Origin of the sequence: Microbulbifer pacificus, assembly GCF_033723955.1 — a bacterium.
Classification (GTDB): Bacteria; Pseudomonadota; Gammaproteobacteria; order Pseudomonadales; family Cellvibrionaceae; genus Microbulbifer; species Microbulbifer pacificus.
In genome coordinates, this window is sequence record NZ_CP137555.1 from 1,169,907 (window position 1) to 1,183,398 (window position 13,492).

A 13,492-nucleotide genomic window follows, 5' to 3' on the forward strand; every position below is an offset into this window, starting at 1 on the left:
TTCATCAATAGAGGCATTAAACAGCTGTAAGTGGGCGGCAGTGGGGAGCAATCCGGGCAAGGCCGAGATCAATTATGGCGAATTGTGGCACGGCCAATCTGTGGGCATGGTCGCTCGACACACTACACTTTGCCGACTTCCCAACCTAAAGCAGTTTCAGGGGACTCCCCTATGGCATCAGCAAACTGGATACGGCCCACGCGGGCAATATTTTTACTCGCGGCATTTTGGGTCGGGTTAGTCAGCCAGTCACTTTGTGCGCAACCCTGGCCTACAGCAGAGGAGACCAAACAGATTGCGGAGAAAGGTTATATCTACGGACTGCCACTCGTCATGGACTATGCCGTCATGTATGAGTTCACCATCGACAAGGATTCCGGCCAGTACAAAGCCCCATTCAATACACTCAGCAATGCCGCCAATGTGTTCACATACAAAGATACGGCCGTGGTCACTCCCAACAGTGACACGCCCTACTCCATGCTGTGGATGGATTTACGGGCCGAACCCATGGTCATATCCGTGCCGGCAATCGACAACAAGCGCTACTACTCGATCCAGCTGGTGGATGGCAACACGTTCAATTACGGCTACATCGGCAGCCGTGCCACCGGTAATGGCGCGGGCAACTATATGATCGCGGGCCCGGGCTGGCAGGGAGAAAAGCCGCCGGGCATCAACCAGGTATTTGTTGCCGGCTCGGATTTTTCACAGGCCATATTCCGTACCCAACTGTTCAACCCGAAAGATATCCAGAACGTGCGGGAGATCCAGGCCCAATACAAGGCACAGCCGCTGTCGGCCTTTCTGGGCAAGCAGGCACCACCCGCCGCCGAGAAAATTGATTTCCCCAAAATCGACAAACAATCCATGCAGTCCGATTTTTTTACGTACCTGGATTTTGTACTTCAGCTAATACCGCCGAATCCTGATGACAGGGACATTCGCGAACAACTGGCGCGCATCGGCTTAGGCCCTGACAAAAAATTTTCCATCAATGACCTGCCTGAGGAACAGCGCAAAGCTATTGCAGAAGGCATCAGTCAGGCGCAGCAGAAAATCGCCATGGCAGTGGATAGCATTGGCGCCAAAATAAACGGCTGGAATATCGCCGCGGCCTTTGGCGATCGCGCCTTTTACCATGGCGACTGGCTGCTGCGCGCGGCAGCAGCCAGTGCGGGAATTTATGGTAACGATGCCGAGGAAGCCACTTACCCGATGACCCGGAGCGATGGCAAAGGTGCACCACTGGATGGCAGCAAGTACAAATATACGCTCACCTTTGCCAAGGGCGCACTGCCACCGGTCAATGCCTTCTGGTCTGTGACCATGTACGACGGCAAAAGCCAATTGCTGATCAAAAACCCGATCAACCGATACCTGATCAATTCGCCCATGCTGCCAGGCATGAAGAAAAACGATGATGGCTCGGTAACCATCTACATTCAGAAGGACTCGCCCGGTGCGGATCTTGAATCCAACTGGTTACCCGCGCCGGACGGACCAATCTATCTGGCCATGCGCCTGTACTGGCCAAAAACAGATCCCCCCTCGGTACTCCCTCCCGGAAAGGGCACCTGGAGTCCTCCGCGTATCGAAGTTGCAGATTAGGCGTCGGCCATTCACGCATAAAAAAACCGGCGCAAGCGCCGGTTTTTTATTGGGGGCCAATCAGTCGATCAAGCCGTACTCGTCACGGAGCACCTGAATGATTTCCGTTTTCGGGTTGTCGGAGATCGCCAGTTTCTCGCCAATGATTTTTTCAGCAATACCCACATAAGTCCGGGACAGGTCCATCAGCATGGATTCGGGCAGCACGTTGTCGCGTGCCAGCGCCTCGCGCTCATCCATGCGATCCTTGTTCAGCAGGATATCCGGGTCCGGGAAGTAGTTCAGCAATGCCTGGCGGAAGCCCTCTTTGGAGTTTTCCACAATCTTGCCATTGCGATAGGCCTCGCCATCCCAAATACGGGAAGAGTCCGGAGTACCCACCTCATCCATGTAGATCAACTTTTCGTTGCCGTCCGCATCGGTCACGTAACCAAACTCGAACTTGGTATCTACGAAGATCTGATCCAGCTTCGCAAGCTCTGCAGAGATAACCTCAAAGCCCTCTTTCAGCAGCTTTTCGTACAGGTCGATATCGCCCTTGCTGCGGAAATTAAACGCCGCGAAGTTGTCTTCGATGTTCTTGCGGGTAATGTTCACATCGTCCGCTTCCGGAACACCGGGGATGCCTTTGAGAATGCCCTTGGTGGATGGGGTGACCAGCAGCTCTGGCAACTTCTGGTCCTTCTGCAGCCCGCCCGGAATCTCGATCCCACAGAACTCGCGCTCGCCCTTGCTGTAGGCGCGCCACATGGACCCGGTAATGTACTGGCGCACAATCGCCTCGATCTTCACCGGACTGGCTTTCTGTACGATCCACACGCCCGGGTGCGGGATATCCAGGATATGGCTTTCCGCCAGGCCCTGTTCTTTGAACAGTTTGAACCAGTGGTTGGAAATCGCATTCAGGGCAGCACCCTTGCCCGGCACGCCCAGCAGACCACCCTCACCGGTCCAGATGCAGTCAAACGCGGAGATGCGGTCGGAGATAACCATCACCGCCAGCGGTGCATCTGCAGCTACCGGGTAGCCCTTCTCTTCGATCAGGCGGCGGCTGTCCGCCTCGGTCAGCCAGTACACGGAGCGGACCTTCCCGCTATGCACAGGCTTGTCGGTGCGGATCGGCAAATCGTTGTTCACTGCCAGTACTTTGTCAGCAAGGCTCATGGGTCTTTCCTATGGCTAGTTCTGCGGCTTGACCGCACAGTGCGGCGGTGGGGCCTGAAATGAAGCGCGGGATATTAGTGCCCCGGGCGGGAGAATTCCACAACCGCCGGGGCCAGTGCGTTATTTGACGGCGATGTCGGAGTCGTCAGCGGTAGCCAGCAGTTCGCGCGCCTGCCACGCCGCCTGGTGATCCGCCGTGGGCCAGGCGTTCATGATCGCCTTCGCCAGGGTCGCCAGCGGGATGGCGAAAAACACGCCCCAGAAACCCCAGATACCGCCGAATACCAGCACCGCCAGAATGATCGCTACCGGGTGCAGGTTAACTGCCTCAGAAAACAGGATAGGCACCAGGACGTTGCCGTCCAGCAGCTGGATGATGCCGTAGGCAAACATCAGCCAGAAAAACTCGCTGCTCCAACCCCATTGGAACAGCCCGATGGCCGCCACCGGGATGGTGACCACCGCCGCACCAATGTAGGGAATGAGCACCGACAACCCCACCGCCACTGCCAGCAACAGCGCGTAATTGACACCCAGCAGCAGGAAGGCGATATAGCTGACCACCGCCACGATGGCGATCTCGATCACCTTGCCGCGCACATAGTTGGCCACCTGGTCGTTCATCTCGTGCCAGATCTGGCGCAACATGGGGCGCTGGTGTGGCAGGAAGGCGGCGCACCAGCCCAGCAGTTTGCTGGAGTCTTTCAGAAAGAAAAACACCAGGATTGGCACCACCACCAGATAGATGAGAACCGCGGCAAGCACCGGAATATTGGTAAGGGAAAAAGTCAGCACCGTCTGGCCAAAATTGCCAAGCTCGCTGCCAACGGTATTAAAGATTTCGTCGATCTGCTGGGCGGTAACCAGACGCGGATACTGCTCCGGTAACAGCAACAGCAGCTCCTGCCCCCGGTCGATCATGTTTGGCAACTCAGCGAACAGCCGCACCGTCTGGCGCCAGATGATGGGCATGACCACGAACATCAGGCCAGCGATAGCGCCTACCAGCACCAGACAGGCAATCGAGACGGCCAGCCAGTGGGGCACCTTCCAGGACTCCAGCCGCTGCACCATCCCCTGCAGCAAAAAAGCAATGACCAGTGCCGCCAGCACCGGTGCCAGCACGCCCCCCAGGGTCGCCAGCACAACCATGGCTACCAGCAATAGCAGTACCAGCAGCACCACCTCTTCCTGGCTGAAATAGCGATTTACCCAACCCCTGACAATCGCAAACATAGAACGAAGTTACCTGACAGTGATGTGTGAAATTTAACGGGCGGCGGCGTGGCGGATTCCCCATCGGCACACGAACGCCTCAGATAGCGGCTAGCCAGTAATGAAACTCGTCATCCCGGCACTCGGCACGCAGCAAAGGTACACCACTCAGGCGGCAAAAGCTGCGAATATCCTCGCTGGACGCGGGGTCCGTGGCCACCAGATGTAACAGCGAACCCGGCGCCAGCGATTTCAGCGCGCGGCGCATGGCCAGCAGCGGCTGCGGGCACGGCAACCCCCGGGCATCTACCTTTAAAGCAAACTCCCATGCAGAATCCGGGGCTAAAGTGGCTTGCGTGGCTATTTCGGTCATGGATTAGCGGTAAAGATCCGTAAATGCGCGAATTATAACGGCGAGCACAGGTCAAAGGGTCATGTAACAGAACCTTTGACCCGGGTACTGTTCAAAACCTCGACAGTCCCACAGGGTTACGTATAGTGTTAGCCACAGGCAACCCGGCAGACGCAGTAAACGATATGACCGAGCATTCCACTACTTTCAGGCGAGCTTCAGGGTGCAATCAGCGCCCGAATCGGCGCTGGCAGAGCCTGCGCCAGGGCGCGGCCGGCATTGCCGCCGGCCTGCTGCTTGGAGCCGCCCCCATTGCCGCCATCGCGCAGGATGACCACCAGATTCAGCTGCCACAGCTTGGCGACACCAGTAGCGGCCTGGTCTCCCGCGCGCGGGAGAATGAACTGGGCGAGATGTGGCTGCGCATGTTCCGCAGCCAGGTGCGCACTTCCAGCGACGCCCTGCTGCAGCAGTACGTCGAAAACTCCCTCAAAGTCCTCGCCGAATACAGCCCGCTGGAAGATAAGGCCCTGGACGTGGTGGTGGTCAAAAACGACACCATGAACGCGTTTGCGGTGCCCGGTGGCGTGGTGGGGGTACACACTGGTCTGTTCCTGTTTGCCGAAAATGAAGACCAGTTCGCCTCCGTGCTTACCCACGAACTCGCGCACTTGAGCCAGCGCCACTACGCACGCTCGCTGGAGGCCCAGCGCAACAGCACCCTGCCCACTCTGGCCGGGATGCTCGGTGCACTGGTGCTCGCCGCCACCGCCGGCGGTGACGCCGGCATTGCCGCAATGACCGCCACCCAGGCCGCCGCCCTCGACAACCAGCTACGCTTCTCCCGCCAGAACGAGCAAGAAGCAGACCGCGTGGGCATCGAGACCCTGGCCAAGGCCGGCATGGATCCCCAGGCCGCCGGTGAAATGTTCGAGCAGATGCTCAAGGCCACCCGCTACTACCGCCGCCCGCCGGAATTCCTGCTCACACACCCGGTGACCGAAAAGCGGATTGCCGATGCCAAGCTGCGTGCCAACCGCATGGATAAGGTCCCGCTGCGGGACAGCCGTGAGTACCACCTGATGCGCGCCCGTATTCGCGTTGCCGCCGAGGCCACACCGCAACAGGCGGTGAAGCGCTTCCAGGCGGAACTGCTCGGGGTTAACGACAACGAAGACGCCGCGCGCTACGGCCTGGTACTGGCCCAAACCGCCGCCGGCAAAGCCGATGAAGCGCTGGACAGCCTGCAGCCGCTGCTGGACAAGGATCCGGACAAGGACGCCTTTATCCTCGCCCGCGCCGATATCGACCTGGCCCGCCACGATTACACCAGCGCCACCCGGCGCCTGGAAAAAGCAGTGGAGAGCAACCCGAAAAATCACGCGCTGATCATGGGACTGGCCAACGCCCACTTTAAAGCGGGCAACTATTTGGCGGCCGAGCGTATCCTCTCCAAGCACAGTCGGGTGCGCCGCAAGGATCCTGCCGTGTGGTACCTGCTGGCAGAAACCCACGGCCTCGCCGGTGATATCGTCGGCGTCCACGAGGCCCGCGCCGAGTATTACATCCTGAACGGCGTATTCGACAAGGCGCTGCAACATCTGCGTCACGGTGTACGCCTGGCGAAAAACGACTACCAGACCCACGCGATCCTGGAACAGCGCATGAAAGATGTGATCAAGATGCAGGAAAAGGCCAAGGAACTTTGACGGAGAGCTGATTCCCACTAGTCACAAGCAAAAAAAAGAGCGGCAATTGCCGCTCTTTTTGTAACCGGGAACTGCTCAGTCCAACGGTTTACGGAAATCCAGCATCCGCTGCAACGGCATCATCGCGCGCTTGCCCAGTTCCGGGTCGACAATAATTTCATTGTCGCCGCGCTCCAGTACCCCGCACAGATTTTCCAGCGAGTTCATCGCCATCCACGGGCAATTGGCACAGCTGCGGCAGGTAGCACCGGAACCAGCGGTGGGCGCAATGATCAGTTCCTTGTCCGGACACTGCTGCTGCATCTTGTAGAAAATGCCCTGGTCAGTGGCGACGATAAACTGCTTGTTGGGGCGGGTTTTGGCGGCATTGATGATCTGGGAAGTGGAGCCCACCACATCGGCCAGCTCCACGACCGCCGCGGGTGACTCCGGGTGTACCAGTACCAGCGCATCGGGATACAGCGCCTTCAGATCGGCAACGCCCTTCGCCTTGAACTCCTCGTGCACGATACAGGCGCCGTCCCACAACAACACGTCGGCACCGGTCTGCTTCTGTACATAACTGCCCAGGTGCTTGTCCGGTGCCCACAGGATTTTTTCCCCCTGGGAATCCAGGTAGTCCACCACATCCAGCGCAATGCTGGAGGTTACCACCCAGTCTGCGCGCGCCTTAACCGCGGCCGAAGTATTGGCATAAACCACGACGGTGCGGTCGGGATGCTGGTCGCAGAACGCGGAAAACTCATCGATCGGGCAACCGAGATCCAGCGAACAGGTGGCTTCCAGCGTCGGCATCAGCACCCGCTTGTGCGGCGTCAGGATCTTGGCGGTCTCACCCATGAACTTTACCCCGGCGACAATCAGGGTATCCGCCTGGTGCTGGGCACCGAAACGCGCCATTTCTAGCGAGTCAGACACACAGCCGCCGGTCTCTTCCGCCAGCTGCTGAATCAGCGGATCGGTGTAGTAATGTGCAACCAGCACCGCGTTCTGCTCTTTCAACAGGCGCTTGATACGCTCGCGCCACTGTTCCAGCTCTTCCGGGCTGTACTCATGCATGCCGGGGTGTATCAGGTGCTCCTGTACAAATTCGCGGGCATCAATGGCATTTGGCGCGGGACTGCTGGTGGCAATTTTTTCGCTGCTGTCTGTCATGCTGTGATGGATCTCTGTCACACGGAAAGGCCGGCATTATACCGGTATGCAGAAATTTCGCTGAATTTAGACCCGCACCCCGGTGTTTGCTTCTTCAGCAGAAATTCTAGAGTGAAAGAAGTAAGAGAACGACGCAGACAAGCGCTGGATTACCCGCAGAATTTTGCAGGAATTCAATTTCGAATTTGGGGAATAGAGAAGAAATGGTGGGTCGTGCTGGATTCGAACCAGCGACCAATTGGTTAAAAGCCAACTGCTCTACCAACTGAGCTAACGACCCTTTGTGCAGCCCGATATCCGATTGGATTACCTGACCGAAACAGATAACGAACTGCCTGGTAGAGAGCGAATTCGCTATTTGGCGGGGAGAAATGGTGGGTCGTGCTGGATTCGAACCAGCGACCAATTGGTTAAAAGCCAACTGCTCTACCAACTGAGCTAACGACCCTTAATCCCCCTCGCCTTGAGGAGCTGCGTATCTTACGGATCTAAATCGAAAACACAAGCCCCGATTACAAAAAAATTTCTAACGATTTTAAGGGCTTAGGTGTGGGATTCCGCACGGTCCCAAAGCCCTCATCACGCGTAAATCGTCGGATCACTCAAGCCGGCTTCCGCAAAGCCCGCTGCGCGCAGACGACAACTATCGCAACGCCCACAGGCGGCGCCGTTGGGCTGCGCCTGATAACAGCTGACAGTAAGACTGTAGTCCACACCGAGTTCCGTACCGCGCTTTACGATATCCGCCTTGCTCATTTTCATCAGCGGTGCGTGAATCGTCAGTTTCCTGCCTTCCACCCCCGCGCGGGTCGCCAGATTGGCCATCTTTTCAAAGGCATCAATGTACTCCGGGCGGCAGTCCGGGTAACCAGAATAGTCAACCGCATTCACGCCCACAAAAATATCCTGTGCCCCCAGTACTTCAGCCCATCCCAGAGCAATGGACAGAAACACGGTATTGCGCGCCGGTACATAGGTAATAGGGATACCGCTGGTTTCTTCTTCGGGTACCGCAATGCTGTCATCGGTGAGCGCGGAGCCGCCAATGACCCGCAAGTCCAGCTTCACCACCTTGTGCTCCTCGGCCCCGAGGTCCGCCGCCACCCGCTGCGCGGCCGTCAGCTCCGCACTGTGGCGCTGACCGTAATCAAAGCCGAGGGCGTAGCATTCATAGCCGTCGTGACTGGCCATGGCCAGAACCGTGGCGGAATCGAGACCGCCAGACAGGAGAACGACCGCTTTCTTCTTACTCATAGTTCCATCCGAATTCTTGTGGGCATTTTTCCGGCGCGAATCGGTAACGCTCTCGGCATCACACGCCGGGGACATCGCCCCACAGTAATTTGTGCAGCTGGATCTGCATCCGCACCGGCAGACCGTCCTCCAGGATCCACTCCGCCAACTGGCGCGGGTTCAACTGCTCGTAGCTGGGCGAAAACAGCACCTCTCCCACCCGCTCGGACAGGCGATACTGATCCAGGGTAAACCTGGCCCAGTCGTAGTCGCCGCGATCGCAGATCACAAACTTGACCTGGTCTTCGGGCCCCAGCAGCGGAATGTTCTCGAGACGGTTGCGCGACTGTTCACCAGACGCGGGAGTTTTGAGATCCACCACCTTGGACACGCGTGGATCCACTGCATCCACTGGCATGGCGCCGCTGGTTTCCAGTGACACCCGATATCCCGCATCACACAGTGCGGTCAGCAGCGGCAGGCAATTGGGCTGAGCCAGTGGTTCGCCACCGGTGACACAGACATGGCGGGCGGGATAGCTTTGCACCTTTTGCAAGATATCGGCCAGCGTCATGCGCTCGCCGCCATAAAAAGCGTACTCTGAGTCGCAGTAGGTACAGCGCAGCGGGCAACCGGTGAGACGCACAAATACGGTGGGCAAGCCGGAGTCCCGCGCTTCGCCCTGCAGAGAGTAAAAAAGCTCGCTGATACGGAGAGACTCCGCAGTCAGGTCAACTTCAGTCAGATCTGTCTTTGCCTCGGTGGTCATTCGCAATCCGTATCCCGCGCTGTGAATATCTCGCACTCAGTCCCGCAGCCACTCCAGAATTAAAGCAGCACACGGCACATATAAAAACGCCCGGGTGGAGCTAACCACCCGGGCGCGGGATCATAGATTCTTTTTGATCACAAAACCAGCACCGACTGCCGGCTCCCGGCGGTACCATTCCTGACACCGCCAGCGCCAAACCTTCCCCTCACGCTCACCATCGTTATGGGCCGATGGTTGCTCAGGACGAAGAGAGTTGCTCGGTACTCGTTAAAAATTTTCCTTCAGGTACTGTTTTGCAAGTCCTGAGGCGCGTTCGCCGCTGGATGCCACCTGCTGCAGCAATTCCTTGGCCTTAGCGTTATCGCCCAACTGGTGGTAAACCGTGCCTAACTTATAACGCCCGTCCCAGACCTTGTTGGAATTGGGGTAGTTATCAAGCAACGACACGAACCAGGTGCGCGCCTCTTCCACATTGCCCTGCACCAGCGCTATCTCACCCAGCCAGTAGCTGGCGTTGGGTGCATATTGGCCGTTCGGGAAATCCTCCAGGAGGCTCTTGAATGCCTTGCTGGCACCAGCGTAATCGCCGTTGCGTGCAAGGTCAAAGCTCGCCTGGTAGCGATCCTTCTCGTTTTCGCTGGCTGCCGCGGCGCCACCGTTTGCCGGTGTTTGGGGCTGAACGCCCACACCAGCACCTTCGGCGTCGGTAACTCCGGACTCGGGAGCACCGGTCGCGGGGGCAGTGCCGCTCAGTTTGGAAATCCTGCGGTCGAGATCCATGTAGTCCTCGGTGCGCTGTTGGCGCAGCCGCTTGACTTCATGCCTCAACTCCTCCACAGCGCCTCTCAATTCCTGAACTTCCTGCTGCAGAATCTGCATCTGGTAGTAGGCGTCCGCCTGCGGGTTTGCCTGCAGGCGGCCGGATGAGCTATCCACACGGCTGGCTAGCTGGGGATAGCTCGAGGGCGGCGGAGTTGCAATGCCCCGGTTTGTGGTACTGCCGCTGGACAGATCCACCACCGGAGCCTGCGCATACGAGGTCGATACCGCAGCCATAAAGGCTGCGGTAACCGCGATATTTCTAATCAGAAAAGACAAGTGCATGCTTTCAGATTAGTTGATAACCACACGACGGTTCATAGCGCGGGCGCTTTCGCTGGAGCCTTCCTGAGCCGGACGCTCTTCACCGTAGCTGATCACTTCCAGGTTAGCGGCGTTTACGCCTTGCAGTACCAGGAAGTCGCGAACGGCGTTGGCACGACGCTCACCCAGGGCCAGGTTGTACTCACGGGTACCCAGCTCATCAGCGTGGCCTTCCAGACGTACGGTGCCGGTGGCGCCGCGCATACGGTCAGCGTGCTTGATCAGCAGCTCGCGAGTGGAAGGCTTCAGCAGGGACTGGTCGAAGTCGAAGTAAACGACATTGTCCAGAGCAACCGGAGCCTGAGTAGTAGTATCCTCAACAACGGGAGGAGGGGTTTGGTCGACCATGGCGTTGCCAGAGTCTTGGGTATCGGTGCTGGAACAACCGGCCATTACAGCCAGTACGCAAGCCAGACCCAGGCCGGTTTTTACTGATTTGAACATAAACAACTCCGCTTTAAGTGTTATCGAAAAATCTTGTCAGATTTACCACCCGGTAACTTTACCGGGCTTTACCTACTTCTTATTTGTTTGACTTCACACCCACAGCAAGAACATAAGGCTCACTGTGGGTACTGCATCAATCAAAGTAAGGCGACCACGCCGGTTCGCGGACATTTCCCTGTTGCGAAGGCAGACTGTATTTGACTCCGGCATCCAGCGACACCGCTGCCAGAATACCCTTGCTCCCCCGCTTGGTGGCGTACATCAGCATCGCGCCGTTGGGCGCAATACTTGGGGATTCGTCCAGGCGCGTCTCCGTGAGGACACGCATTCTGCCGGAAACGATATCCATCGTAGCGATGGTGAAAACCCCGCTGCTACGATGCACCATAACCAGCGTTTTGCCATCGGGAGAGACCCGCGGACGTGCGTTGTAATCGCCGTCGAAGGTTAAGCGGTCTACTTGACCCGTGGCAAGAGTCAATTGATAAATTTGTGGCTTACCTCCCCTGTCGGAAGTGAAAACCAGCGACTTTCCGTCCGGCATCCAGTTCGGTTCGGTATCAATGGAGAAGTGACGGGTCATCCGGGTGAACTGACCACTGCGCAAATCGAGCACATAGATCTCCGGGTTGCCATCTTTTGACAGCACCATGGCCAGCTTGGTCCCGTCGGGCGACCAGGTCGGGGAGCTGTTCAGCCCCTTGAAGTTGGTCAGCTGCTGACGCGCACCGGTGCGCAAATTCTCACGGAAGATCGCCGGGCGCCCGGTCTCGAATGACACGTAAGCCACTTCCTGCCCGTTGGGCGACCAGCTCGGTGACATTACCGGCGCGCTGAAGCGGCGGATCTGGCGCGCGCGCGCGCCGTCAATGTCTGACAACATCAGTGCATAGCTGGGCTGTCCACCGCGCTGGGTTTCCTGCACATAGATCATCTGGGTACCGAAGGCCCCACGAATACCGGTAATGGCCTCGTAGATTTCATCCGCGGCGCGGTGGGCGATATCCCGCAGCTGCTGCGGCCCACCGGTAACCTGCTTGGTAAACATCTTGCTCTGGCCGAAGATGTTCACCAGATCAAAACTCAACAGGTAACCACCCGCCTGGGGTTGCATACGCCCGGTTACCACATACTCGGTACCCAGCACACGCCAGTCGCGGAAGCTGACCTCTTCCGGCGTTTTCGGGAAGGACAGCATGTCCTCCCTGGGTACTGGTGCGAACAGGCCGCTGCGGCGCAGGTCGGCGGAGATGATCTCGGACACATCTTCCGCCAGCACACCGGTTCCGGACCAGTCAAACGGGGATACCGCTATCGGGGTTGGATCCTGGTTGCCGCTGGTAATTTCCACCACCAGCTGTGCCCGGGCGGACAGTGCCAGCACACAGCTGACCAGTGTCGCTAACATCAGTGAAACGTTCTTTTTCATCATTGGCGCAGGTCTTCGGGTCTGAAAATGAGTTTGGTAGTTCGGATCTGCCGCTCAAACAGCGACGGTTCCTCGCGGGCCACATCGGCCACTTCCGGGAATACTTCCACCTTCTTGATTGCGGTCAACACCGATCTGTCCACCGCAGCATTGCCACTGCCCTGGGTAATGGTCGCCGCCACCACCCGGCCGGTTGGCACGAAATTGATCTGAACTTCCACCACCATGCCGTTGCGGGCACTGGGCGGACGGCTCCACACAGCCTGGATACGCTGCTGGATAGCCTGGGCCACCGACATGACCGCAGTAGCGTCGTCGCTGGCATCCTGGATTTCCTCTTCATCCTCGAGGGCCTCCTCAAAAGCGCTCTTGCGCTCCTGTTCCAGTTTTTCCTTGCGCTCTTTTTCCTTGCGCTCCTTTTCCTTGCGCTCCTTTTCCTTGCGGGCCTTGTCTGCCGCTTCTTGTTTCTTGCGCGCCTCGTCAGCCTTGCGCTTTTTGTCCGCCTCTTCCTTTTTCTTGCGTTCAGCAGCAGCCTTGCGTTTCTGGTCTTCCGCCCCCTTCTGCTGGCGCTCCCGCTCCTGCTGTTGCTGGCGTTGCTTGATCAAATCCACCTTCGGCGGCGCCTTTGGCTTATTGGACTTGGATTCGAGCGTTACCAGTTTCGCCTGCACGAATTTAGGCATGGGCTTGAGCTCTTTCTTGTGCTCCCCCACCCACCCAAAAGTCAGCACCGCGATCAACAGCGCGTGCAGGGCAACACTTATAACGATAGCCGGGCCGTACGAGCCATTCATACTGGAACGCCCCGGATCATTCTGAAGGCGGTTCGGTGACGAGACCCACGCTCGGCGCACCCGCCTGCTGCAGGTGTGTCATTACACCCACGATCAGGCCGTACTTCGCGTCGGTATCCCCCCACACCAGCACCGGAGTTTTCGGCTTCTGGCGCAGTACCTTGGCCACGGTTTCCTTGATCTCCGGCAGTGGTTTGGCGACCTTTTCATCCTCACCCAGGTTGAGGTAATAGGTGCCATCCGCACGCACGGAAACGATCAGCGGCTCGTCATCGGTATCCTCGATCGGCGCGGACGGAGCGTCCGGCAGATCGACCTTGACCCCCTGCATCAGCAGCGGCGCGGTCACCATGAAGACGATCAGCAGCACCAACATCACGTCGATGTAGGGCACTACGTTGATCTCGGAGACCAGCTTGCGCTTGGGGGCTTTGCGAAAATTGCTCATGGTTCGACTCTTGGCACAGC

The 13,492-nt window shown here is 58.0% G+C and carries 13 protein-coding genes and 2 tRNA genes; 2 read left to right on the top strand and 13 right to left on the bottom strand.

Annotated elements, in window-relative coordinates:
* The first annotated feature begins 30 nt into the window (after nucleotides 1-30).
* Complete coding sequence (locus R5R33_RS05305) at nucleotides 31-1,611, top strand: DUF1254 domain-containing protein (RefSeq protein WP_318955004.1); 1,581 nt, start codon at nucleotides 31-33, stop codon at nucleotides 1,609-1,611.
* 60 nt (nucleotides 1,612-1,671) lie between these two features.
* On the opposite strand, the gene R5R33_RS05310 is transcribed toward R5R33_RS05305, so the two are convergent.
* The 3 genes from R5R33_RS05310 to R5R33_RS05320 form a co-directional block, all read right to left on the bottom strand.
* On the bottom strand, nucleotides 1,672-2,775 hold the full coding sequence (locus tag R5R33_RS05310) for a phosphoribosylaminoimidazolesuccinocarboxamide synthase (protein WP_318955005.1): 1,104 nt from the start codon (nucleotides 2,773-2,775) through the stop codon (nucleotides 1,672-1,674).
* 120 nt (nucleotides 2,776-2,895) lie between these two features.
* A complete protein-coding gene (locus R5R33_RS05315; RefSeq protein ID WP_318955006.1) occupies nucleotides 2,896-4,011 on the bottom strand; it encodes an AI-2E family transporter in 1,116 nt (371 codons plus the stop codon).
* A gap of 79 nt (nucleotides 4,012-4,090) precedes the next feature.
* Complete coding sequence (locus tag R5R33_RS05320) at nucleotides 4,091-4,363, bottom strand: sulfurtransferase TusA family protein (RefSeq protein ID WP_318955007.1); 273 nt, start codon at nucleotides 4,361-4,363, stop codon at nucleotides 4,091-4,093.
* Between the two features lie 164 nt (nucleotides 4,364-4,527).
* Here R5R33_RS05320 and R5R33_RS05325 point away from each other — a divergent pair, with 164 nt between their 5' ends.
* Complete coding sequence (locus tag R5R33_RS05325; protein ID WP_318955008.1) at nucleotides 4,528-6,051, top strand: M48 family metalloprotease; 1,524 nt, start codon at nucleotides 4,528-4,530, stop codon at nucleotides 6,049-6,051.
* Between the two features lie 75 nt (nucleotides 6,052-6,126).
* Here the strand turns inward: R5R33_RS05325 and nadA are convergent, their stop codons facing one another.
* From nadA to tolR, 10 genes are all read right to left on the bottom strand, one after another.
* Nucleotides 6,127-7,206, bottom strand: a complete 1,080-nt coding sequence (gene nadA / locus R5R33_RS05330) for a quinolinate synthase NadA (RefSeq protein WP_318955009.1) — start codon at nucleotides 7,204-7,206, stop codon at nucleotides 6,127-6,129.
* A 204-nt stretch (nucleotides 7,207-7,410) separates the two neighbouring features.
* A tRNA-Lys gene (locus R5R33_RS05335) sits at nucleotides 7,411-7,486 on the bottom strand.
* A 92-nt stretch (nucleotides 7,487-7,578) separates the two neighbouring features.
* Nucleotides 7,579-7,654: transfer RNA gene (locus R5R33_RS05340), tRNA-Lys, on the bottom strand.
* A 131-nt stretch (nucleotides 7,655-7,785) separates the two neighbouring features.
* Entirely contained in the window at nucleotides 7,786-8,460 is a 675-nt protein-coding gene (gene queC, locus R5R33_RS05345) for a 7-cyano-7-deazaguanine synthase QueC (protein ID WP_318955010.1), read from the bottom strand.
* A 58-nt stretch (nucleotides 8,461-8,518) separates the two neighbouring features.
* The gene (queE, locus tag R5R33_RS05350; RefSeq protein ID WP_318955011.1) at nucleotides 8,519-9,208 is read right to left on the bottom strand and encodes a 7-carboxy-7-deazaguanine synthase QueE; all 690 of its coding nucleotides are present in this window, start codon (nucleotides 9,206-9,208) and stop codon (nucleotides 8,519-8,521) included.
* A 270-nt stretch (nucleotides 9,209-9,478) separates the two neighbouring features.
* The gene (gene ybgF, locus R5R33_RS05355) at nucleotides 9,479-10,267 is read right to left on the bottom strand and encodes a tol-pal system protein YbgF (RefSeq protein ID WP_318955012.1); all 789 of its coding nucleotides are present in this window, start codon (nucleotides 10,265-10,267) and stop codon (nucleotides 9,479-9,481) included.
* Nucleotides 10,268-10,324: 57 nt separating this feature from the next.
* Nucleotides 10,325-10,798 (bottom strand): OmpA family protein, encoded by a 474-nt coding sequence (locus R5R33_RS05360; RefSeq protein WP_318955013.1) that lies wholly within the window; start codon nucleotides 10,796-10,798, stop codon nucleotides 10,325-10,327.
* A 136-nt stretch (nucleotides 10,799-10,934) separates the two neighbouring features.
* A complete protein-coding gene (gene tolB, locus R5R33_RS05365; protein WP_404810387.1) occupies nucleotides 10,935-12,209 on the bottom strand; it encodes a Tol-Pal system beta propeller repeat protein TolB in 1,275 nt (424 codons plus the stop codon).
* A gap of 20 nt (nucleotides 12,210-12,229) precedes the next feature.
* Entirely contained in the window at nucleotides 12,230-13,024 is a 795-nt protein-coding gene (gene tolA, locus R5R33_RS05370) for a cell envelope integrity protein TolA (protein WP_318955015.1), read from the bottom strand.
* A gap of 16 nt (nucleotides 13,025-13,040) precedes the next feature.
* Nucleotides 13,041-13,472 carry a protein TolR gene (gene tolR, locus R5R33_RS05375; protein ID WP_318955016.1) on the bottom strand — a complete coding sequence of 144 codons (432 nt, stop codon included), beginning with the start codon at nucleotides 13,470-13,472 and terminating at the stop codon, nucleotides 13,041-13,043.
* Nucleotides 13,473-13,492: the final 20 nt, after the last annotated feature.